The organism is uncultured Nostoc sp., assembly GCF_937863485.1.
Classification (GTDB): domain Bacteria; phylum Cyanobacteriota; class Cyanobacteriia; order Cyanobacteriales; family Nostocaceae; genus Nostoc.
Map to the genome: position 1 here is coordinate 60,350 of NZ_CALMFY010000198.1, position 22,631 is coordinate 82,980.

26 protein-coding genes and 3 pseudogenes are annotated in these 22,631 nt (G+C 41.3%); 9 read left to right on the forward strand and 20 right to left on the reverse strand.

What is annotated here, in order from left to right:
• The 4 genes and pseudogenes from Q0541_RS27235 to Q0541_RS27250 all read left to right on the forward strand — a co-directional run.
• Positions 1–212: pseudogene (locus Q0541_RS27235) on the forward strand (flagellar assembly protein H); the annotation flags it as partial.
• Between the two features lie 93 nt (positions 213–305).
• Positions 306–491, forward strand: coding sequence for a hypothetical protein (locus Q0541_RS27240; RefSeq protein WP_298918541.1), 186 nt, complete (start codon positions 306–308; stop codon positions 489–491).
• Positions 492–942: 451 nt separating this feature from the next.
• Entirely contained in the window at positions 943–1,905 is a 963-nt protein-coding gene (locus tag Q0541_RS27245; RefSeq protein WP_298918544.1) for a hydrogenase small subunit, read from the forward strand.
• 234 nt (positions 1,906–2,139) lie between these two features.
• On the forward strand, positions 2,140–3,735 hold the full coding sequence (locus tag Q0541_RS27250; protein WP_273768392.1) for a nickel-dependent hydrogenase large subunit: 1,596 nt from the start codon (positions 2,140–2,142) through the stop codon (positions 3,733–3,735).
• A gap of 99 nt (positions 3,736–3,834) precedes the next feature.
• Here the strand turns inward: Q0541_RS27250 and Q0541_RS27255 are convergent, their stop codons facing one another.
• Together Q0541_RS27255 and Q0541_RS27260 are read right to left on the reverse strand one after the other, a co-directional pair.
• Entirely contained in the window at positions 3,835–4,188 is a 354-nt protein-coding gene (locus Q0541_RS27255) for a DUF5615 family PIN-like protein (protein WP_298918549.1), read from the reverse strand.
• Positions 4,185–4,517 (reverse strand): DUF433 domain-containing protein, encoded by a 333-nt coding sequence (locus Q0541_RS27260; protein WP_298918554.1) that lies wholly within the window; start codon positions 4,515–4,517, stop codon positions 4,185–4,187. Before Q0541_RS27260 ends, Q0541_RS27255 begins: the two co-directional genes overlap by 4 nt.
• 654 nt (positions 4,518–5,171) lie before the next feature.
• On the opposite strand from Q0541_RS27260, the gene Q0541_RS27265 reads away from it, so the two are divergent.
• On the forward strand, positions 5,172–5,594 hold the full coding sequence (locus Q0541_RS27265; RefSeq protein ID WP_298918557.1) for a hypothetical protein: 423 nt from the start codon (positions 5,172–5,174) through the stop codon (positions 5,592–5,594).
• Positions 5,595–5,663: 69 nt separating this feature from the next.
• On the opposite strand, the gene Q0541_RS27270 is transcribed toward Q0541_RS27265, so the two are convergent.
• Positions 5,664–6,407, reverse strand: coding sequence for a GNAT family N-acetyltransferase (locus Q0541_RS27270; RefSeq protein WP_298918560.1), 744 nt, complete (start codon positions 6,405–6,407; stop codon positions 5,664–5,666).
• Positions 6,408–6,505: 98 nt separating this feature from the next.
• On the opposite strand from Q0541_RS27270, the gene Q0541_RS27275 reads away from it, so the two are divergent.
• Entirely contained in the window at positions 6,506–6,976 is a 471-nt protein-coding gene (locus tag Q0541_RS27275; protein ID WP_298918563.1) for a hydrogenase maturation protease, read from the forward strand.
• A gap of 33 nt (positions 6,977–7,009) precedes the next feature.
• Here the strand turns inward: Q0541_RS27275 and Q0541_RS27280 are convergent, their stop codons facing one another.
• The 3 genes from Q0541_RS27280 to Q0541_RS27290 are packed head-to-tail and all read right to left on the reverse strand — an operon-like array spanning position 7,010 to position 9,140.
• Entirely contained in the window at positions 7,010–7,384 is a 375-nt protein-coding gene (locus tag Q0541_RS27280; RefSeq protein WP_298918566.1) for a hypothetical protein, read from the reverse strand.
• Between the two features lie 18 nt (positions 7,385–7,402).
• Positions 7,403–8,689 (reverse strand): nitroreductase family protein, encoded by a 1,287-nt coding sequence (locus tag Q0541_RS27285; protein ID WP_298918569.1) that lies wholly within the window; start codon positions 8,687–8,689, stop codon positions 7,403–7,405.
• Entirely contained in the window at positions 8,676–9,140 is a 465-nt protein-coding gene (locus tag Q0541_RS27290; RefSeq protein WP_298918573.1) for an ankyrin repeat domain-containing protein, read from the reverse strand. The genes Q0541_RS27285 and Q0541_RS27290 overlap by 14 nt, the downstream gene beginning before the upstream one ends.
• Before the next feature lie 653 nt (positions 9,141–9,793).
• Between Q0541_RS27290 and Q0541_RS27295 the strand changes: the two genes are divergently transcribed.
• Positions 9,794–10,003: a molybdopterin-binding protein gene (locus Q0541_RS27295; RefSeq protein ID WP_298918576.1), complete on the forward strand. Its 210-nt coding sequence runs from the start codon at positions 9,794–9,796 to the stop codon at positions 10,001–10,003.
• A gap of 464 nt (positions 10,004–10,467) precedes the next feature.
• Here the strand turns inward: Q0541_RS27295 and Q0541_RS27300 are convergent, their stop codons facing one another.
• From Q0541_RS27300 to Q0541_RS27355, 12 genes are all read right to left on the reverse strand, one after another.
• Entirely contained in the window at positions 10,468–10,767 is a 300-nt protein-coding gene (locus tag Q0541_RS27300) for a 2Fe-2S iron-sulfur cluster-binding protein (RefSeq protein ID WP_273768381.1), read from the reverse strand.
• A 404-nt stretch (positions 10,768–11,171) separates the two neighbouring features.
• Positions 11,172–11,546, reverse strand: coding sequence for an iron-sulfur cluster assembly accessory protein (locus tag Q0541_RS27305; protein ID WP_298918581.1), 375 nt, complete (start codon positions 11,544–11,546; stop codon positions 11,172–11,174).
• A 54-nt stretch (positions 11,547–11,600) separates the two neighbouring features.
• Complete coding sequence (locus Q0541_RS27310; protein ID WP_298918584.1) at positions 11,601–12,404, reverse strand: HesA/MoeB/ThiF family protein; 804 nt, start codon at positions 12,402–12,404, stop codon at positions 11,601–11,603.
• 10 nt (positions 12,405–12,414) lie between these two features.
• On the reverse strand, positions 12,415–12,732 hold the full coding sequence (nifW, locus tag Q0541_RS27315) for a nitrogenase-stabilizing/protective protein NifW (RefSeq protein WP_298918587.1): 318 nt from the start codon (positions 12,730–12,732) through the stop codon (positions 12,415–12,417).
• Positions 12,729–12,944, reverse strand: coding sequence for a CCE_0567 family metalloprotein (locus tag Q0541_RS27320; RefSeq protein ID WP_298918590.1), 216 nt, complete (start codon positions 12,942–12,944; stop codon positions 12,729–12,731). Before Q0541_RS27320 ends, nifW begins: the two co-directional genes overlap by 4 nt.
• Positions 12,945–13,180: 236 nt before the next feature.
• Complete coding sequence (locus Q0541_RS27325; protein ID WP_298918593.1) at positions 13,181–13,657, reverse strand: NifX-associated nitrogen fixation protein; 477 nt, start codon at positions 13,655–13,657, stop codon at positions 13,181–13,183.
• Positions 13,654–14,067 carry a nitrogen fixation protein NifX gene (gene nifX / locus Q0541_RS27330; protein ID WP_298918596.1) on the reverse strand — a complete coding sequence of 138 codons (414 nt, stop codon included), beginning with the start codon at positions 14,065–14,067 and terminating at the stop codon, positions 13,654–13,656. Before nifX ends, Q0541_RS27325 begins: the two co-directional genes overlap by 4 nt.
• Positions 14,068–14,176: 109 nt before the next feature.
• Positions 14,177–15,505, reverse strand: a complete 1,329-nt coding sequence (gene nifN, locus Q0541_RS27335) for a nitrogenase iron-molybdenum cofactor biosynthesis protein NifN (protein ID WP_298918599.1) — start codon at positions 15,503–15,505, stop codon at positions 14,177–14,179.
• Between the two features lie 160 nt (positions 15,506–15,665).
• Positions 15,666–17,045, reverse strand: coding sequence for a nitrogenase iron-molybdenum cofactor biosynthesis protein NifE (gene nifE, locus Q0541_RS27340; protein ID WP_298918602.1), 1,380 nt, complete (start codon positions 17,043–17,045; stop codon positions 15,666–15,668).
• A gap of 73 nt (positions 17,046–17,118) precedes the next feature.
• The gene (locus Q0541_RS27345) at positions 17,119–17,460 is read right to left on the reverse strand and encodes a Mo-dependent nitrogenase C-terminal domain-containing protein (RefSeq protein WP_298918605.1); all 342 of its coding nucleotides are present in this window, start codon (positions 17,458–17,460) and stop codon (positions 17,119–17,121) included.
• 192 nt (positions 17,461–17,652) lie between these two features.
• Positions 17,653–19,188 carry a nitrogenase molybdenum-iron protein subunit beta gene (gene nifK, locus Q0541_RS27350; protein WP_298918608.1) on the reverse strand — a complete coding sequence of 512 codons (1,536 nt, stop codon included), beginning with the start codon at positions 19,186–19,188 and terminating at the stop codon, positions 17,653–17,655.
• 203 nt (positions 19,189–19,391) lie between these two features.
• Positions 19,392–19,577 (reverse strand): nitrogenase molybdenum-iron protein subunit alpha, encoded by a 186-nt coding sequence (locus tag Q0541_RS27355; protein WP_298918632.1) that lies wholly within the window; start codon positions 19,575–19,577, stop codon positions 19,392–19,394.
• 168 nt (positions 19,578–19,745) lie between these two features.
• Between Q0541_RS27355 and Q0541_RS27360 the strand changes: the two are divergent.
• Positions 19,746–21,081 (forward strand): annotated as a pseudogene (locus Q0541_RS27360) (site-specific integrase); the annotation flags it as partial.
• A gap of 175 nt (positions 21,082–21,256) precedes the next feature.
• Here Q0541_RS27360 and Q0541_RS27365 read toward each other — a convergent pair.
• Together Q0541_RS27365 and Q0541_RS34640 are read right to left on the reverse strand one after the other, a co-directional pair.
• The gene (locus tag Q0541_RS27365) at positions 21,257–21,880 is read right to left on the reverse strand and encodes a transposase (RefSeq protein WP_366941935.1); all 624 of its coding nucleotides are present in this window, start codon (positions 21,878–21,880) and stop codon (positions 21,257–21,259) included.
• Between the two features lie 136 nt (positions 21,881–22,016).
• Positions 22,017–22,088: pseudogene (locus Q0541_RS34640) on the reverse strand (Uma2 family endonuclease); the annotation flags it as partial.
• Positions 22,089–22,460: 372 nt separating this feature from the next.
• Between Q0541_RS34640 and Q0541_RS27375 the strand changes: the two are divergent.
• Complete coding sequence (locus tag Q0541_RS27375) at positions 22,461–22,604, forward strand: hypothetical protein (protein WP_298918617.1); 144 nt, start codon at positions 22,461–22,463, stop codon at positions 22,602–22,604.
• The last annotated feature ends 27 nt before the right edge of the window (positions 22,605–22,631 follow it).

The following is a 22,631-nucleotide window of genomic DNA, read 5'->3' on the forward strand; positions in this document are numbered from 1 at the left end:
AGGAGATAGGAAAAATGTTTGGATCAAATGAGTTAAAGCAAACTAGATTTTACCAGGATGTTTTTGCAGAAGGTAAACAAGAAGGTAGACAAGAAGGTAAGTTAGAAACGATACCCCAGTTATTAACGCTGGGGTTGAGTATTGAGCAGATAGCTCAAGCGTTAGGTTTGGACGAACAAGTTGTTAGGCAAGCTGTACAACCGAAATCTTAAAACAATAGGGTGCGCGAAGGCTTAACAGTGCGTTTAATAAAGACGATATTAATCTACAAGTTGCCGCGATTAAGCCAGGAGGAGATCGGAAAAATGTTTGGATCAAATGAGTTAAAGCAAACTAGATTTTACCAAGATGTTTTTGCAGAAGGTAAACAAGAAGCTAAGTTAGAAACGATACCCCAGTTATTAGGGTTGGGTTTAAGTATTGAGCAGATAGCTCAAGCGTTAAGTTTGGACGAACAAGTTGTTAGGCAAACTGCACAACCAAAATCCTAAAACAATAAACTGCTAGGTCGGGGCGCAAAGTTTTGTGCCCCGATATTTTACTGTATTTGACTCAGTTATTGCATTAAAATATGACGGATTAAAATACTCATCACCTCACCCAGATTAGCAGTTGATAATAATTTTTATTAATCATCACAGAGTTTAACCGCAATCAATTTGGCACGTCGAGGTTGTTTAAGGTCAGTAGTTAAAAGTAAAATACAATTTAATTTTTAATATTTTTTCTTAATTAAATGTGTAACACATTTAACATCCAGATCCCTTAAAAATAATTTTGATGAGATTTCAGTTATTCTTAATGATTAATTCTTTTTTAATGGAAGTGAATTAAATCAAAAAATATCTTAGAATTGAAAAATAAATATTGATAAACAGGTGAGGTTTTACAAGCATTATCACCTACATCATGCATGTTAAACAATAGAAAAACACCTAGCTGATGACTAACGTACTATGGCTACAGGGTGGTGCTTGTTCAGGCAACACCATGTCATTTCTCAACGCCGAAGAACCGACAGTCTGCGATTTAATTGCCGACTTTGGCATCAACTTACTTTGGCATCCATCCTTGGGATTGGAAATAGGCAACAACTTGCAAACAATGCTGTGGGATTGCATTTCTGGCGCAATTCCTTTAGATATCTTGGTATTTGAAGGCAGCGTTGTTAATGCCCCCAATGGCACAGGCGAATGGAATCGGTTTGCCGATCGCGCCATGAAAGATTGGTTAGCAGACCTCGCCAAAGTTGCTCATTTTATCGTCGCCGTGGGAGACTGTGCCACATGGGGAGGAATTCCCGCCATGTCACCCAACCCCACCGAGTCGGAAGGTTTGCAATTTCTCAAGCGTCAAGAAGGCGGCTTTTTAGGTAAAGACTTCTTGTCTCAAGCCGGATTACCTGTAATTAATATACCTGGATGTCCCTCGCATCCCGACTGGATTACGCAGATATTAGTTGCGATCACTACTGGACGCATAGCAGACATTGCTTTCGACGAACTAAATCGTCCCCAAACCTTCTTCAACAGCTATACCCAAACAGGTTGTACCCGCAACGTCCACTTTGCCTACAAAGCATCAACCGCCGAATTTGGTCAGCGTAAAGGATGCCTATTTTATGACTTGGGTTGTCGCGGCCCCATGACCCATTCTTCCTGCAACCGCATCTTATGGAACCGCGTCTCTTCCAAAACTCGCGCCGGAATGCCTTGTTTAGGTTGTACCGAACCAGAATTTCCTTTCTTTGACCTCAAACCCGGAACCGTATTTAAAACCCAAACAGTGATGGGAGTTCCCAAAGAATTACCGCCAGGGGTGAACAAAAAAGACTACGCTTTACTCACAATGATCGCCAAAGATGCTGCACCACCTTGGGCAGAAGAAGACTTTTTCACAGTTTAGTCATTAAATTTTGTAGGGGAGCCAGTGCGTTGCGGAGGTTCCCGACGCTCGATGACTCGCTAACGCTGCGCTATCCGTTGTAGCAACTGGCGTTGTGTTATCGCGTAGCGTAACGCACCACCTCAAATTTTAGGTGCGTTAGGACAAAAGTCCGTAACGCACCCTACAAAACTACTTTTTTACAGTTTAGTTCGTAGTAAGCACTAAAGTGCTTATCAAAAACAGGAGAAGAGAATGGCAATTCAATCATTAGACATTTCGCCCGTCGGTAGAGTTGAAGGCGATTTAGATGTCCGAGTTGACATTGATAATGGACGCGTAGTCAACGCCTGGACACATGCCGAACTTTTCCGAGGATTTGAAGTTATCCTCCGCGGTAAAGACCCCCAAGCCGGATTAATTGTTACACCTCGCATTTGCGGCATTTGCGGCGGTTCTCACCTGACTTGTGCATCTTGGGCATTAGATACAGCTTGGGAAACAGAAGTTCCTCGCAATGCAATTTTGGCGAGAAATCTCGGTCAAATTGTCGAGACAATCCAAAGCATCCCTCGCTATTTTTATGGTCTATTTGCCATTGACTTGACCAATAAAAAATACCGAAATAGCCGTTTCTATCAAGAAGCTGTGAGACGCTTTGCTGCTTTCACTGGCAAATCTTACGAACTAGGCATAACAATTTCTGCTAAACCCGTAGAAATTTATGCACTATTAGGCGGACAATGGCCCCATTCTAGCTACATGGTTCCCGGTGGCGTGATGTGCGCCCCTACCCTCACAGACATCACCCGCGCTTGGGCGATTCTGGAATATTTCCGCACCAATTGGTTAGAACCAGTGTGGTTGGGTTGTTCATTAGAACGCTATGAACAAATCGAGACTTATGACGACTTCAGGGATTGGCTGGATGAAAACCGAAATCATCGAGATTCCGACTTAGGTTTTTATTGGCGCATGGGTTTAGATATCGGTCTAGATAGATATGGTGCTGGTGTTGGTAAATATGTCACTTGGGGATATTTAGCCCATGAAGATAAATACCAAAAGCCGACTATCGAAGGACGAAATGCGGCGATGATCATGAAAAGTGGAGTGTATGACAGCTTCACACACACTCACACCTTAATGGATCAGTCATTTACCCGCGAGAATACAACTCACTCCTGGTACGATGAAGGGACAGCAGACATTCATCCTAGCGATCGCACCACTAAACCCACTGCGAATAATACAAAAGATTTCGATAACGCCTACTCTTGGTCGAGTGCAGTCCTGCACAAAGACTTCGGACGTTTGGAAGTTGGCCCCTTAGCGCGGCAATTAGTTGCAGGTGGCAAACATGGTGAATCTTGGCAGCACTACGACGGCTTTATCCTTGATGTATTCAAACGGATGGGTGGCGCTAGTATTCATGTGCGTCAGCTTGCACGACTTCACGAAATTGTCAAGTTATATCGCCAAGCCGAACACTGTTTGCGCGAATTCAAATTAAACGACCCCTGGTATATCAAACCCAAAGAAAAAGATGGTCGCGGTTGGGGTGCAACGGAAGCAGCACGCGGTTCCTTGTCTCACTGGGTAGAAGTGGAGGGCGGTAAGATTAAGAATTACCAGGTGATTGCCCCAGGTACATGGAATATTGGCCCTCGTGACGGTGAAGGAATTCGCGGCCCCATTGAAGAAGCTTTAATTGGCACACCCATTTACGATTCTAGCGACCCGGTGGAAGTTGGTCATGTAGCGCGATCGTTTGATTCATGTTTAGTGTGTACAGTTCACGCCCACGATGCTAAGACTGGTGAAGAGTTGGCGCGTTTTCGGACAGCTTAAAAGATGCTAATTTCTAATAGCTAATGGCTAATTATTTTTCAGTTAGTCATTAGCTGTGTTTTTTAGCATGTTAAATATTATGAACTCTCCTGTTGCTCCTTAGAATGGAATAGACATTATTTGATTGACCCACTCCTCGGCGGTAGAAACTTCCCAAACCAGGATGACTGCTTCAAGGGCTTCACTGATTGAGAGATTTTGAGAGAGAACCAGAACCCCACAACTAGTTTGTGAGATAATGAACTGACCAAATTCAGCAGGCATAGTCTTACGATCATGGGTTACAAGAACTCTGCTATTCTGTGCTGCTATCGCCAATACCTCTGAGTCTTTCTTGCCTTCAAGTCCTGCTGCATAGGCTGATTGAAAATCAAGATTTGGTTGTCTGCGTACTGCACCAGTTACGATCGCTTGCTTAAGGTCAGCATCTGCTTGAAATCGAACTGATGTCATACCTTGTTCTGCTTCTGTGTTTGAGCGGCTTTTAACTTTTGATACAGAAGCGGATTCTTGTCTCTACAGGACTGTTGCAGTTTCTCAAACTCTGCTTCACCTTCCTTTAAGTACGCATCAACTAACTCTCGGTTGGCAAGATAGAAGGCTATGGCTCCATAAACCTTCTCCAGCGAGAGCAAAGGGAAGTCATGAGCAATGCTTTCTGGGGATTCTCCATTTAAGAAAGCATACACAACTGAATCGAGGGAAATGCGCGTCTGTACGATCCAGTAACCTTCACCTCGTTGTTCAATATACTGCTTTGTTAGGGTTGGTGTTACTGTCATAGGGCATGATGGCGACTCTTTGCCTACATATTACGCGATCGCACATTTATTCGGTAAGCGTATAGAGATTATCAATTCTTGCTTTCATGCAATTAGGCAAGACTTTCTAACTATTGTGGGGAGTGTCAAAGCTTACTGGATCGGTCATCCACCTGAGCGTAGGCGTAGCCCGTCGTAGACATCGCCCCTCCAACACTAAATGGGCTGGAAAATTGGCACAGTTTCAGAATTTTTAGAACTCACACCAGAATAAACCACTTTAATTGAGATTAAATTAGCTCTCAGCCGCAACCTAAAAGAACGACGACAAAAGTAGATGGGATTAGCGATCGCTCTCTTTTTAGGTCAGCGATGCCTACGGCTGGCTACGCCTACGCATTTGCTATTTCGGCGTTCGCATTTGTTACTTCGGCGTTCGCATTTGTTACTTCGGCGATCGCTGCATCAACTCTTTTAACCTAGTAAAAATGTCGCAATAAACTTTTTAACCGCTTTGGGGTCTTGCATCAATTGCTCATTGCCTCATGCCCAATTCCCAATGCCCAATGCCCTTTTATTCAAAACTCGTAGCGTAACACACTAAAACTTATAGAAACAGTGCGTTAGGCTGGCCTTAATTCACTTCAACAAAATAGAAATTTACAGGGTAAGCTTGTGTCTGATTTAGCGCTACACGAATATCTCCCTCGCGTTCCCGATGCCGCATTGCAAGAATACATAGAATGGTGTGTTTTAGAGCAAGCGAAAGCCGCAGAATGTAACTTTACTCCAGATAGAAGTAAGTTAAATAATCTGCTGCCAGCAGAATACGTCCCTAAACTTGTCGAGCAGTTCATGAAAGTTAAACCAGACCCAATTAGAGCAGGTCTAGTATCAGCGATCGCTGGTAAGGAAGCTGACAAACATGCTTTATCCGGTTTAGCGATCGCTGCCGATTTTGTATCCCTTTATGTCAAGTACTTAATCCCTAAAGAGGGAAGTACTAGAGAACAAGCTGAAGAACTCTTGACTAAAGCATCGCAACATCAGTCTGAGAAACTTACTGAAATTGCTAAGAAACATGGTGTAGAGTTCTAGTTTCCTGCTGATAATTTATTTTTTCAGAGGCTTTGTCTGTATTATTAGTCAAAGCCTCTGTTTCAGTCACTACCGATTGTCTGATCTACAGCCTACTCGATACCAATACTCATACATTGGTTCATAGCCGAGTTTTTCATACAGGTTGCAAGCTGGAATATTTGCCTTCACTACTTGTATATAAGAAAAGTAAGCTCTTTTATCAATACCCCATTGAAGCAAACCCTGAATAATTGCTGTGGCATAGCCGCGCCGTCTTTGCATCGGACTCGTAACAAGGTCAAAAATGCCTAAATAACCGCTTTCTAAAACACCTATCCCACAGGCAACAATTTCTTCATCTTGCTTGAATGACACAAACAATATTTCTGACTGTATTCCTGCCAATATCATCCGATGAGTACTTAATTGCTGCTCTTTTAAAGCTTTCAAATTATGGTAAGCAAGCAACCAATCATTCAAAGTTTTCTGATTTATAACAGATGTGTTATTAAGCGATCGCTCTGATAATGTCATGCCCATTACTAGGGATGGCTCAATTAGTTGATATCCCCTTGTGGCTAGCCGTTCATCTAATACCTCCGGGTTAGTGAATGAGAGCAAGCGGAAAATAGGGTTTTGTTTACGCGCTCGATATTGGGACTCGCAATAAGTAATCTTTTCTTCAATGTCTAAACCAATTTCATCCAGAACTGTCACTGAATTTGCTCGCTTGGTGTAGCCATCAGCAAAACGCATCAGCCAACCACGATGGTTGATAGTTTCAAAAGCAGGCCATGCTTTCAATGATATTTCTTCAACTACTCTCTGCATTTACAACTGGCAAGAAATGTCAACCTATTTATTCAACCACTCTTAGTGGAATGGCACTAAAAAAAGCCTAAAAGCTTGTGTAGTTTTAATCTCATTCTATGCTAACTATTATCGGTTGCGGTAATCTCAATCGCAGTGACGACGCAGTAGGCGTAATCATCGCCCAACGCTTACAAAAATATCTAGCTGAAAACCCTCATCCTGATGTGCGTGTTTATGACTGTGGCACCGCAGGGATGGAAGTAATGTTTCAAGCTAGAGGTAGTAAACAATTAGTAATTATTGATGCAAGTTCGACTGGTTCTGAACCGGGTGCTGTGTTTAAAGTTCCAGGAAAAGAACTGGAAGCTTTGCCAGAACCTAGTTATAACTTGCACGATTTTCGCTGGGATAATGCTTTAGCCGCCGGACGGAAAATATTTCAGAATGACTTTCCCGAAGACGTGACAGTTTATTTAATTGAGGCAGCAAATCTGGCTTTTGGACTAGAGTTAAGTCCTGCTATCAAACATTCTGCTGATTTGGTTTTTGAAGAGGTAGCTGCACTTATCAAACAGAATATTAACTAATCCAAAATCCAAAATCTAAAATCTAAAATTGAATCACGCCCAATCTCGATAAACAGAAAGTTCATCTACCCTCATTTCAAAAGGTACACCTTGAATCTCTGGCGGACAAACACGGATTTTAGCACTGCTGACAACTCCGTAGAGTAATGTCCCCATTGGCACTATTTTTTGCAAAATACGCCAATTAGTAACTTGATCGGGACATTCAATTACCAATGTCAGAGCATTTGCATGGGTTGTGACATACCACCGACAATTAGATAGAAGATTTTGAATCGTGCGATCGCAAGCCTCATAAAAGTATCTACTAATAGAATCCTCTAGTTGCTGTCGCAGGATAATATCTGCCGATGTCGGTTGCATAGGATGTGAGTCATCACCATTACAGTAATACATCTTTCTAGGCATCTCTCTTTAGCTTCCTACTTATATTCCAATTACCATTCCATAAAGTACATCTTTATTTGTTTCTAATAATTCCTGGGTTTCCTGATCATAATAAGCACCTATTCCACTACACTGAATTCCCAAATAATTACTAGTTAAATAAAGTCTCTGTCCTATAAAACCAGCTATTTGCATAGCAGTTTGATAATTTAAATAATCTGACACAAAAAATAAAGTTACAGCGCCATCTTTAGCAATAGCTTGATTAATGCATAAGTAACCTGTCTTTTCACTAAAATTACCCGTCTTAACCAGATACGTACCTTTATATAACCCAGGTGTCATTCCCTCTACTCGATGCACAACTGAGTAAATTTCTATTTCCTCATAATTTTCTGTCGGTATTAACTGCTCAAGTTGCTGTACTATATATAAATAATCTTCTTGAGAAATAGACTCTTTCCGGAAACGTCTAATAGAACGTCTATTCCAAACTATTTGAAAAAATTTCTCCTTGTCAAAGTCAAATTGAGGATACTCTAATTTCTGCTGGCGACTCTTTTCTAGAGTAGTTGCCTGGTAAGTATCTTCAATAAATTGATTGGATTCAAAATAATCAGTACCGCAGACAAAAGGAACTTTCAGCCTTAAGTGTCTGATTTTCTTGTCTTGTAGTTCTCCTGATACCGCACAAGCAGTGATAAACTCCTTATTCTCAAATCCCAAATCTGAATTGAGAGTGAGTTTGTCAAAGTCAAAAATTAGTTGTATATCTCGGTTGTGGAGAAAAGCTGAAGCTGCGATCGCACCTAAATGGTGTCCGCTATCTAAGAAGCAATATCTCATGCTCCTATTTTGATATTTCCAGCTAGACCTATAATAAACACAACTAATTAAAAAGATGAATCCGTTGATACTTTTACCCGGTATAATATAACTCTCTAACCCATCATCAATTAATTCATAGATGAGTGTTAGATAATTATTCTCAACTTCTAGATGATATATACCATCTACTATTCCTTCAATACCACGAACCTGTACATAAACTTCCGTGGGATACAAAGCGCCTGCTGATGGATTCACTCGCAGTTTAGAAGAGCCATCTTTATACACTTTTTCCAGAGTTATCGCACTGGTTAACGAGATAAAAGAATGAACAGGATTATTGAGATTTAATTTCACTCTCCGATAAAATTTGGGATAAACTTTAAATGCAGATGGCTGTGTTGAGGCATCTACATAATTTGGATCAATTTGTACTGATAAGTAAGAATGCTTGGTAGCGTCATGATAACCTTTGCTAGATATCTTACTTTGTGGCATCTTTAAGTATCCTTAAAACTTCTACATTGCTGGCAAAATCGATAGCTTTATAGTCGTCTAAGTTTTTTAAATCTAAGTTAGGATGATGTGGTAAAAGTAACTTGACGACTTCTGTCTTTCCAGATGATGCTGCATACATTAAAACAGTTGCACCATTATCATTTTGGTTGTCAATGTTAATGTTGACAGCCAGCAGCAAATTAATTAAATCGTAGTGGTTTCCAAAACAAGCAAACCACAAAGCATTGTTGTGATCGCTATTTTTAGCATTAATATCCACACCTGCATTAATCAGTTCTTTAACGACTGCATAAACTCCCTCTCTGGTAGCTTTCATCAATGCTGTATCGCCATTTTCACCTGGCTGATTTAAATTCCCAGGATTATAGCCTTTTGCTATTAGCCATTGGGTTGTTGCTTCACTCAAATCTTGCTTGCTAACTTGACTCATAATTGTTCTTTAAATGTCATAAGTTTAAGTAATTCCTTAGCATAAAATTGCTGGTAAAACTTAATGGTGGGCAATACCCACCATTATTTTAAAATGCTATACGAGTAGCTGAAGTCTAGTAGTTTACCTAAGCAACTTTCCCAGGTATTAAAAAGTTTGGTAAAATGAAATAAATATTTTACCACTCCCTACTCCCCGCCCTCATCCAGCAATTTTGGATTGGTCGAGTACTAAGTTGATTAGCAACAATTTAGCTTAGTTATATATTATCACTATGATAATTTTGAATTATGAATCATTTATAAAGATGCCTAGATATATCTCATAAAAATATTAAAATACAATTTAAATGCAGTATTTTTTACAATATTATTTCATCATCTAGAGTAATAACAGATATAACTTTTGCGTAAATAGTTACTAGTCCGCTATAGCGTCAGTGTGCCTAGCTTTAATAATGGGATTTTGCCCATTGTCTTATCTTGCTCAAATTTGATGTAATGTTTCCATTGAATCTTGTGTCTAATAAAACAGAGATATAACGCTGAAATTTCCTTTATATCCTTGACAGTTATTAAGAAATATCAAAAGTTTTCCTCTTTTCAAAAAAAAATGTTAGTTTGTTTAAGTACGAAGTAAAACACAGACAAAAAATGGAAATTAGCGCTCGTAACTCTATCCAAGGCACTGTCAAAAAAATTGTACATGGTTCAGTTAATACTGAGATAACTTTAGAAGTGGCATCAGGTGTAGAGTTAGTGTCAATAATCACAAAATCATCAGCGGAAAATCTGGGACTTGTAGAAGGTAAGCAGGCTTATGCCGTGATTAAATCATCAGATGTGATGCTTGCTGTTGAATAAAAAATAGGCAAGTTGCCCTTTTTTTTGCAAGCGGTATCTCTAATACGAAATTGCATTCATATCGATAAATTGAGTGACCTCACTCGTGGAATTAATTAGGAAAGGAGTGAGGTCAAGAGGATATTCTATAGATGTTAATTAATTCAATTATCAATATTGTGGATATAAATAGCGCGAATACTTTCTATATCTACTGCTAAAAATGTGTTTCCTACTTTAATAATTAATTAGAGAAAGTTTTGTTATAAAGTGATAGTAGTTCCTAGTGTTACCCCCATTGATATAAGTTGTTTGAAGATTGTTTCATCCTGAGTTTTATAGAAGGTAACGATTCCTCGCTCTTGCATTATCAATAATTTTAATAATTATAAATTAGGAATTGTGAAGGGAAGAAGGAAGTATATTTTCATCCTTCATCCTTCATCTTTTATTTGGTTGTCAAAGGTAGCAACCAAAGTAATAGTTTAGACAAGATAGGGTTCTTGATGTGTCTTAATTGTGCAATTAGAACGAGGATATGTTACACAAAGTAGAGCGAATCCTTTAGAAATCTGCTCGTCATCTAGGAAGTTTTGATCTTCTTGATCAATTTCACCTTCAACGACCTTGCCAACACAACTAGAGCAAGAACCTGCTTGACAAGAAGCCGGCAAGTCAATATCATTGTCGTGCGCTGCGTCCAAAATGGTGGTCTCTTCGTCAACTTCAATTGTGGTGTCGAGGTTTTCTTTTTTGCTGATTAATCTAACTTGGTAGGAAGCCATTTTCCGATTCTCCTCAAATGTTATACAGTTGGTCTAATTTACGAAGTTTTTGAGCAACCTATCCTACTTTTTGCTTCCCTTCTTTTTACGGAGATACTACGCTTAGTTGGCTTCTCTATATCGGTAAAGGATGCAACACGAACTAGAAGCTACCTCAAGGCAAGGCGATCGCATCTATGGGAAACCTCTACAATTGACTGTGCCAATTTTAGATTTTAAATTTTAGATAATAGAAGAAAGAATTGAAGAATTAAAAATTATTTCGGTTCATGCCCCGACATTGTGTAGGCGGAACAAATCCTTTTATCCAAAATTTTAAATCCTCAAGCCCCAACTCTTCTGGAGTGGTTTCTTTCAATCCAAAATCGGCAATCCAAAATCCAAAATTGCTTAACGGAATGATGTTAGCTGCAAGGTACACCAGTAGGCTTACTGTCACCTGCTTTTTGGGACTTTCCACAACCACCGCATTTATCAGTTGCATTGGGGTTGGTGAACTTAAAACCGCTTTCCATCACTCCCTCAACGAAGTCAACCACAATTCCTTCTAATAACGACGCACTTTTGGCATCAACGTAAACCAGCACTTTGCCTTGCTGGCTTACCAAATCATCTGGTTGGGGCTTGCTGGTGATATCCATTGCATATTCATGGCCACTGCAACCACCATCTTTTACAGAGATGCGGATACCTTTAGTTGCGCCATTAGCGTTGGGTGCGGAACCTTGGAGCAATCCCCGCAGATGTAATTCTGCTTTTTCTGATAAAATAACGCCCATTAGGTCTCCTGATTTATAGCGATTAGTTGTTCTGATTTCAGGTGGGGACGGAAATCAACTATTTTGTGCAATACCCGTGGGTTCCATCGAATTGGATTGCGCGTGTCTCCAAGGCGCACTATTACCGCATACTGGACAAGAGCGATCGCGGTGAGAACGGCGTTTAGCAAATTCCATCCGATTCAGATCGATTGTCAGCAATTGTGACAATAGAGGCTGACTAAACCCGGTGATCAGCTTGATCGCCTCCAGCGCTGCTAAACAAGCCAGTGTCCCAGAAACAGCGCCTATAACTGAAAAGCCGCGCCGATCCCAATCAGGCTTTTCTGGAAACAAACAAGACAAACAAGGAGTCACACCAGGAATAATCGTCGTCAAGTAAGCCTCCATCCCGTCCATTGCGGCTTCTACCATTGGCTTACGCCAGCGCACGCAGGCTTCATTCAACAAATTGCGCTCTGTAAAGTTGTGGGCGCAATCAAGAGCCATATCAGCGGACTGCACTAATGAATCTACATTTTCCGGGGTAATGTAATCATGAACAGTTTCCACTTGGACATCAGGATTAATTGCATCCAGAGTTTCTTTAGCTTTGAATACTCTTGGCTTACCTACCCAATCATCCGTCATCAGAACCTGACGATTCATATCATCCAACCGTAAGTCACCACCCCGGACTAGGATTAGCCGCCCAACGCCCGCTACTGTTAAGTAAAGCGCCGCTGTACCGCCTAATCCCCCCACACCTGTAACCAGAACTGTCGCTGACTTCAAGCGGTTCTGTGCTGTTTCGCCAAAATTCGGAAGCATCATTTGGCGACGATAGCGTTCTAATTCGGTAGGCGTTAGGTTAACCAATTTATACCTCCTAATCAGAAGTGATTTCTGTCAGTGTGACTACATTTTTCGGCTTGTCGTTAAACACTTTGAACAGCTTTTGTTCGTGGGGTGTTGATTCAATAAATACCTGATAGGCTTTTTGTAAAGCCAAAGAATATTGATTTAATTTCTCTTCTTGACTCAAGTCAGGAGACTGATCATCAATTTCCCTCATATATTGAGAAAACTTTTTCAGAATATGTAGACGATTTACATTTACAACTTCTAAGTCGTAAGACATATTAAAGAATTGAAAAAATTCTTCTGCATCTACGAGCTTATTGAATTCATCAATTGTTCCAGTCATTTAGCATTCTCCAATTGTTTCAGATGTTGCTTAAGCTCATCTAACTTGCGATAGACTTCATAAGTTGCAGCTGCAACATCCATAAGTTGTTTGTAATCTGTTGGCAGACCTTCAGCTAAATCATGCAGATCCATTTTCATTTGACCTGCTTTGCTGTTAAGCCGTCTGATTTGTCCTTGTAGTTCCTCAATACTGGTTTCTTCTGCTTGCACAATCAGCCACTCCACATTGGATTTTGGATTTTAGATTTTAAATTTTGGATTGGATGATATTGTTTTAATCAAATAATGATGAGAGTAGTACAACACGGCAGAAATCTAGCTACCATCTCAATTAACCGGACAAGGGACAAAATCCCCTTGTTTGTTAAAGGTAGGCAAACTGACGCCACAGTGTACTAGTGATTAAAACTTGACATCCAAAATCCAAAATCCAAAATCTAAAATTGTTACAGGTTGCCAACTTCCGGAAAGCGTTTCGCCAAATCAATGCCTTTTTTGACGTAGTTTTCTCCCTCTTCTGCTAATTTATCGAGCGAGTCAAAACCAAAGCGTTGAGCATCTCGCAAGGTTTTCACAGTTAGCAAAAGACGACCAGAAAATACTAGCGCCCAGCCAAATCCTTCATGGCTCAAATCAACTACAACCTGGGATATTAAACCTGTTTCCTGTTCAATCCCAGCAGCTACAGCTCGAAAAAAAGCCATAATTCGTGCTTGAGTTATCGGATCAACTTCACCCTCAATGGAGATTTCCCGTTTCTTTTGTTTGGTAACAATAAAGGGTTTGAGAATCAACTCATCCGACCAACTACGATAAACTCCATAATTGTCTTGACCCCGAATTTGTTTAATTAATACCTTAAGGAAAGGCGAGTTCAAGACTTCAGTTGTAGCAGTTCCATTAACACTATTATTTGTCGTCATACCGTTGCTTCATTTTCAACTTCATCGGCAAAGTTTTTGGTTTTTGGCTGTAAAGCTTTACGTAACCAAGGTGGGGGATTACCTTTGAGGGTTTTCACTAGCTTAGTTAGCACTTCACTAACTTCTTCTTCTTCCGATCGCGCCTTCACTGGGGTAACACCTTTCTTGATTAACCGAGCCGCAGCACTCCCGCCAATTGCTAAAACATAAATAATTGTGCAATCACCTAATGCTTCAATTTTCGGCGCGAGTTTACTCTCATTATTCTCTTCTTTGATTTCATAATTAAATTTGATAGTTTCTAGAAAGTGATATCCCTCATCGGAAATTTCATAAACATCAATTTCTTCTGACCCTCCAAAGTGAGTATTAATATGAACTCGGTCACTTGTCGTAAAGGCAATTTTCATCGTGGTTTGTCCTTTGTCAATTGTTAGTTGTCAGTTGCTAATGACTAGTGACTACTGACGAATGATTATTGTACAGACGCGATTAATCGCGTCTATTGTACAGACGCAATCAATCCAGTACAGACGCGATTAATCGTGTCTCTACTAATGACTCTTCTTGTTCTAAAAACAAGTTGCCTATGCCAAACAAAAGTTCCATCGTGCCTCGATAGCCAACTTTGGTAAACTGACCATTACCTAAACGATCATAAATTGGCAGTCCGAGACGATAAAGAGGAACCGAAAGCCGTTTAGCGATCGCACTTACATTCGAGTTACCAATCAGCAAATCAGAACCGTCTGCTAGACTCTCAAAATCTTCCAAATCACCGATGGTGATGCTTTTAACTGAGAGTTTTTCTAGTAAGTGCGATCGCGTGGTAGTCACCGCAGCGTGAATCTGCGCTCCCATCGATTGCAGGAAATGCACTGTTGACCACAGCAAATCTGGTTCTAGCGCTAGGGAAACTCGTTTTGCACCGAAGTAAAAGTGAGTGTCCAACATTGCATCTTGCAACTGACGGCGTTGGCGGCGGTATTTTTCGGGTACGCTGTTACCACTCAGAATCGCTAATGCTTGGATAAACTCATCTATCGGTTCTAATCCAGTCAGTTCGCCAAACACCTCATAAGGTGTGCCAAAGCGTTCTTCTAGAATCTTTGCAGCATCCCGCATACTTTCACCCAATGCCAGGGTAAAAGCAGAACTACCTACTTCTCGTAGCTGTTTTAAGGTAGTCCCACTGACTGTAACCGCACTATAACCATCCTCTAAGTGTCCATCTAAGGAAGCCCCAAGGTCAGGTACAAAGATAGGCACTAGTCCAAAGGCTGTGAGTATCTCTTTGATTTCTTGTACATCCCCTGGTGTGAAGGCAGAACCCGCCAAAACCGTGACTTGTTCAGTTCTGAGTTCACCTGGTTGAGGAATTTCCTTAACTATGCTTTCCACAGCAACAGCAAAGCCATCTTGCAACGCCCCTTTAAAATCTGGGGTAGGTGCAAAAACGATCGCTAAATCATTCAATTCTGGATGGCGATCGCGGATTGCTTTAACAAAGCCCTCAATGTCATCACCTCTGGTTTCAGTCAATCCCGTGGTACATAAACCAATAATTTCCGGGTTAGCCTTTTCCACCAAGGTGAGAATTGCTTGTTCTACATTCTCTTCACCACCTAAGATAGTGGTGACTTCCGTCATCGCTGTCGTAGCTAAGGGAATCGCTTCCCGGAAATGTCGCACTAGGACAACTTTGGCGAAAGCAGTACAACCTTGAGAACCGTGGAATAAGGGCATCGTCCCTTTCAATCCCAAAAAGGCTAAGGTTGCACCCAAAGCTTGACTTTGCTTGAGGGGATTAACTGTCAGTGATTTGTTAGAAACAGTGACGATCGCCATTACAATACCTCCTCATTCCACAGGGCGGACTTTCTCGTTCCCTGGCTCTGCCGGGGAATGCTGACAGTGAGGCTTTGCCTCATCTGCTTTAAAACGAAGAGCAGCAGCCCTCCCGGAATGCGTTCCCAGGTTCCGCCTGGGAACGAGGGTATAAGAGCCATTAAACTGCCTCTTCTTCCCAAGGAGCGGGCTTACGTATTTGCTCCCAAATTGGGCTATAAAGAGCTTCGTACAGTTCCCGCGCCATCTCAATCATCCCTACATAACCTGCATAAGGATGGTGACGTTCTTGGTTGATATCAAGGAAAGGAATTCGAGCTTTCAAAGCGGTGTATTGGTTACGACCACCAGCAATCAGCATATCTGCGCGAGTGTCTTTAACCACCTGTAGCAATTCCTGAGCGTTACCCTTCTCCAACATGATGCCATCGTTGCCGAGTAATTTCTTGATTTTAGCTTTATCTTCCTCAGTACTTTTTCTAGTACTGGTAGCAACAACTTCAATCCCCAAGTCTTTAGCAGCAGAGATAATCGACCAACTCTTCACACCACCTGTATATAAAATAACCCGCTTCCCTTTGAGTCGAGCGCGATAGGGAGCCAATGCCAAATCTAAAGCAGCCGTTTCTTCTGCAATCAGCTTTTCTGTACGCTCCTGCAAATCAGCGTCGCCTAATTTAGCAGCGATATTTCGCAGACAACGATTCATATCATCGATGCCGTAGAAAGACTCTTCAATGTAGGGGATGTTGTAACGCTCCTCCATCTTTCTCGCCATGTTGAGCAACGCTCGTGAGCAGATCATGACGTTGAGCTTGGCACGGTGGGCGTAGCGAATTTCATTGTAGCGAGCATCGCCCGTAATTTTAGATAAAATACGGATGCCTAATTTTTCTAGCAGTGGTGTTACTCCCCACATTTCCCCGGCGATATTGTATTCACCGATTAAGTTAATATCATAGGGCGTTGTCTGTTCCGGTTCTGCTGTGCCGACAACATATTCCAATAAAGATTCACCACCAAAACGGTTGCCGAGATTTTTACTGCCAATGAATCCTGGTGCAATGACGGGAATAACAGGAGTACCGATTTTTTCAGCTGCTGCTTTGCAGACAGCATCAATATCATCACCAATTAAGGCTGTAACACAGGTAGCGTAGACGAATACTGCTGCTGGTTGGTAGCGCTCTTTGAGTTCCAGAATCGCTTTGTAAAGCTTCTTTTCGCCACCGAAGATGACATCATTTTCACCCAAGTCAGTGGTAAAGCCCATTTTGTAGAGTTGAGGGCCAGAAGAAAGACTACCACGACTGCCCCAGGAATTACCAGCACAGGCTATAGGACCGTGGACTAAATGAGCAGCATCTGCGATCGGCACTAGGGCAATCATTGCACCATCAAAGGCGCAGCCCCCTTGAGCTGCGCCAGGTTGTGCCTGTTGGGCGCAAGACTTGTTTTTCTTTTCGGATTGTTTGTGCTGATTATGCTCGCATCCTGTCTCAGTCAGCAGCTCGTTGATTTTGCCTTGGGTGATTTTCATCTCTCTTTTCGTGTTCGATGGAAGTTTTCTTTGTCATTTGTCATTTGAATAACTAATGACCAATAACTAATAATTAGCAAATGTATTTTTTGACATCCTCTCCACATACATCGGCAAGGTAAGATAAAGCACGGAAACGCAATCCTACAAATTCGTCATATAAAGGATTGAGTTTACACAGTGGTGGGATATCAATAGACCGCCCAAATAATTTAATTTGTCGCTCAAAGGGACAGCAACAAGGAATTGTTTGGCAAATTAGATGAGCGAAGCGATTATTTTTAACCTGAATTTCATCCACCACACGACGCAAGGGATTAAGAAGATTGTTGAACTTCCCTGGTTTTTTATAGTTAGGTGGATGGTAATTCGGATGAGTGTGAGTGTGTTCGTGAGTGTGATTGATGGTTTCCATTTATAGATACCTTGGGTAAATGCTAGAAATAAAAAGGCGGAAATAATTCATAATTACGAATTACGTTAGCGAGTCCGCGTACCCCTACGGGGAAGCAAGCTAGCAAGAGCGTCTCGTAGAGAGCGTCATTACGAATTACGAATTACGAATTATTTCCGCCCTTAATTAACGCGTTGTGTTTCTACGCAATTTCTAACGAATCAAATCGTAAGAAATATCTGTCTTAGAAGGAATGTTGGTGTTGCGATCGATTTCTTCAAACAGGGTATTTACAGTCCAGTTGAGGAGGTTGATTATACCTTGGTAACCAATGGTGGCGTAGCGGTGTAAGTGGTGACGATCCATGATCGGGTAGCCGATTCTCACGAGGGGAATCTTGGTGTCGCGCCACAGGTACTTACCGTAGGTGTTACCGACAAGAAAGTCTACAGGTTCGGTGAACATTAGAGAACGCATGTGCCACAAGTCTTTACCTGGCCAAAGAGTTGCATTCCTACCGAAGGGGCTAGAAGCAAGCAGTTCTTTCATTTCTGCTTCAAATACATCGTTGCTGTTGTGAACCAAGATATGCACAGGTTCAGCACCCATTTCTAGCATAAAGCCAACTACGCAGTATACTAAATCTGGTTCACCGAAGATAGCAAAGCGCTTGCCGTGAATCCATGAGTGGGAGTCAGTCATGGCATCAACTGCCCGACCGCGTTCATTTTCCAATTCTTCGGGAATGGGTAAACCACTCAGTTCGCTGATTTTCATCAATAACTCATCAGTACCCTTAATACCCCAAGGACGGCAAACTGCGGTTGGTTGCTTCCACTCTTTTTGAATGTACTCGCGGGTTTTGAGAGTGGAGTGTGATTGCAGAGCAATTGTAGCTATAGCATTAATTGAATCTGCTGCATCTTCTAGCTTTGTTGCAGTTGGATACATATCGAACTCACCTGTGTTTGGTGAATCCAGGTAGTCGCTGTTGTCAGCTAGAAGGGTGTAGTCTAAACCGAACAAGGAAGCAATCCGCTTGATTTCCCGGTTATTACCTACATAGGTGTCAAAACCTGGGATGAAGTTGATCTTACCATTGCTGGTTTCTTTCTTATGACCTGCTGTCAGGTTAGAAAGAATTCCCTTCATCATGTTGTCGTAACCAGTGATGTGGGAACCGACAAAGCTAGGGGTGTGAGCGTAGGGTACTGGGAAATCTTGAGGAACTGAACCAGCTTCCTTAGCGTTGTTGATGAAAGACTGTAAGTCATCACCAATTACTTCTGCCATACAGGTGGTGCAGACAGCAATCATCTTGGGCTTGTAGAGTTGGTAAGAGTTCGCCAACCCGTCAATCATGTTTTGCAGACCACCAAACACGGCTGCATCTTCAGTCATTGAAGAAGATACACCAGAGAATGGTTCTTTGTAGTGACGGGTTAAGTGGCTGCGGAAGTAAGAAACGCAACCTTGAGAACCTTGAACAAAAGGTAGAGTGCCTTCAAAACCAACAGCAGCAAAGATTGCTCCCAATGGTTGGCAGGCTTTAGCAGGGTTAACGGTTAAAGCTTCACGAGCGAAGTTTTTTTCACGATAATCCCAACTCTTCGTCCATTCTGCAACCCGTTCTACTTCTTCGCCTTCGTGACCATTTTCAAACTGCTTTTTGTTTTGAAATAGCTGTTTGTACTCTGGTTGGTGGAATAACTCTACGTGGTCTTGAATTTTTTCTGGATTCTGAGGCATTTCTGGATCTCCAAGCTTACTGAATTCTTTACTTATCGAGGAATGAGAATTTGAGACGGGAGTGGGAAGTGGGAATATGATTCAAAATTCAAAGTTCAAAAACCAAAATTAATTTTCATTTTTAATTTTGAATTTTGGATTCCCAACTCCCCGCTGGGGTTTTAGCCCCAGACTATCCCTACTTATCTCTCTCTCACATTTCCCTAGACGGCAGCCTTAACCTTAGCTTCAGCTTTTGCTACAGCCTTCTTAGCCTGAGCTTTTTCATTCCAAGGAGCGCCAATTAATCCCCAGGTTGGGCTGTTGAGTGCCAAGTCCATGTCGCGTGCGAAGATGGCGAAGCCATCGTAACCGTGATAAGGACCGGAGTAATCCTTTTTGTGGTTCAATAGCTCTAAACAGCCTAATGTTTGCAGTAAACAATGTCTGTGCTAAACATTGTTCGCTGATAACACATTTATTTTTAGGCTAAATATAGGCTAAAAATATAGCGATGCATAATCAGGTTTAGGACTCACGCATCATCTAAATGTTGTCCTGAGACAGGGTGTTTGTGTTCATCTCTGCAATCACAGCAACAAAGAGCGCATGATCAGAACGAAAGTACTACTGGAATTAGAGAAAGTTAATCTGCGTTTAAAGTCTGCAAAAGCAAAGGTGACAATTAGAGAATCGAATGGAAGTCTGCAATTACGGGCGACGTTACCAATTAAACCGGGAGACAAAGATAGCAGTGGTACTGGGAGAAAGCAATACAATCTCAGTTTGAATATTCCTGCTAACTTGGATGGACTGAAGACGGCTGAGGAAGAAGCTTATGAATTAGGGAAGTTAATCGCTCGTAAAACTTTTGAATGGAATGATAAATATTTAGGTAATGAGGCAATTAAAAAAGAGTTTCAAACAATAGGCGAATTACTCGAACAATTTGAAGAAGAATATTTTAAAACCCATCAACGGACTACTAAAAGTAAACATACTTTTTTTTATTACTTTTCCCGAACTAAACGATTCACTAATGCCAAAGATGTAGCGACTGCGGAAAATCTGATAAGTTCAATTGAACAAATCGATAAAGAATGGGCTAAATATAATGCAGCTAGAGCGATATCGGCATTTTGTATGACATTTAAAATCGAAATTGATTTATCTAAGTATTCCAAAATGCCGGAGAATAATTCCCGCAATATACCTACAGATGCGGAAATAGCTGAGGGAATTCTCAAGTTTGAAGATTACATTAATAGCAGAGGTAATCAAGTTAATCAAAACCTTCAAGATAGCTGGCAGCTTTGGCGTTGGACGTATGGAATGTTAGCGGTTTTTGGTTTACGGCCACGAGAACTTTTTATTAATCCTGATATTGATTGGTGGTTAAGTCAAGAAAATGCAGATTTGACATGGAAAGTTCATAAGGATTGTAAGACTGGGGAAAGAGAAGCATTACCATTATATAGGCAATGGATTTCGGACTTTGATTTGAGAAACCCTAAATATTTAGAGATGTTGGGGAGTGCGATCGCTAAAAAAGATAACACTAATCATGCTGAGATAACGGCGTTAACACAGCGAGTTAGCTGGTGGTTTCGCAAAATAGGATTGGATTTTAAACCCTATGATTTACGCCACGCTTGGGCAATTCGGGCGCATATTTTGGGGATACCAATCAAAGCGGCGGCGGATAATTTGGGGCATAGTGTGCAGGTTCACACGCAAACTTATCAGCGTTGGTTTTCGTTAGATATGCGGAAATTAGCGATTAATCAGGCTTTGAGTAAGAGGAATGAAGTTGAGTTGATTAGGGAGGAGAATGCTAAGTTGAGCATGGAGAATGATAAGTTGAGGCTTGAAATTGAGAAATTGAAAATGGAAATGGTTTATAAGTGTAGTTAAATTTGCTAAGAAAATTGATGTGGTGCGTTGCGCTACGCGACAACACACCCTACTTTTAAATACTTTCCTCGATCGCAGCACCTAAAGAGTCAATATAAGCTGATATTTTCGGTATATAGTGCGATCGCATCTCTAATGTAGGGTGCGTTGTCGCAAAGCGCAACGCACCATCGTTTCAAACATCCCAAATATCCGACGAAAGCTGAACCTGACCATCACCGCCCCAATCTAACGGGTAAATCTTTTGTTGAATAAAACGATGAATACTCGAAAAAGTCCATTGCTGCGGTGATTCACAAAGCTGATGCCGCACAGGATTATAGTGGATGTAGTCACAATGATTAGTAAAATCAACATCATCTCGAATTAAATGCTCCCAAAAACGGCGTTGCCATAAGTTTCCTTCTTTTCGCTTTTCTCGTGAACGGAAGATACCTATATCAAGCCCTAGCTGATGCCCATAGTATTTGGTCACAAAGCGTTTGATCAAGAGCATTCGTATCGATATATTCCTATCTCCTTCAGGCAAAGTCCATAGACTATGAAAGTGATCTGGTAGTAAAACAAAGGCATCAATAGAAAAAGGGTAATTCTTGCGGATATGATTAAGCGCGGCACGGAGAGCAGTGCGCCCGATATCGGAGCAAAGCCAAGGTTGTCGTTGGTAGGTAACTTGAGTGATAAAGTAGGTGCCACCAAGAATATGGGGTCTACGGTAGTTGGGCATGGGCGTGAGGAAATGGCGTTTGTTTTTAGGATGCCCATAATTGATGTGGTGCGTTGCGCTACGCGACAACACACCCTACCTATACTAGATACTGGGGCTACACAAACATATATGTTATGCAGAGATATAACGAAAATATTTACTCAAAAATAACGCCGCGATAAATTTCTGCCATCGATAATGCGATCGCAACTGAATCCAAAGAAATGCGTCCTTCCGCTTTTTCTTCGATCGCGCGATATTCATCCAAGCTGTAGCGGCGCGAGATGGTAGAAATCATAGGTCGTAGGCGATCTACATTGGCCATAAGACAACAATATTATTTTGTCACAGATTTGGTTGTGAGGTGATATCGTGCTGCGATGATTGATTTGGTGCATTGCGCTGCGCGACAACTGACCCTACAAGCTGGTTTTGAACTTCTAAATCGAGTTTTGAACTTCTAAATCGAGTTTTGAACTTCTAAACCTATTAATTTCAACAAATTTCAGCAAATATACCTGCATTTATCATGTGTACCATGCTCTAAAAGTTCTGTAGCTTTACTCAGGCTGGTGCATCCGTTTATTGCGTACTTTATGGTATATAAAGAATTCAGTGTAAAACACTATCAGAGTTCTCTATATTAAATTAATCCAAAAAGGAAAACTTTATGGCGCAACGGAGACGAAACTCGTTTGCACTGACTAAAGCTGAACGACGCATTGAAGGATTGCAGACGATTAACCTTGACTTAGACTTTGGCAATGGGTTGTCAATAGCTACTTATAATATAGCAATCCTAAATGAGTTGTGAAAAATCACAGTTGTTGATAAAGTGAAT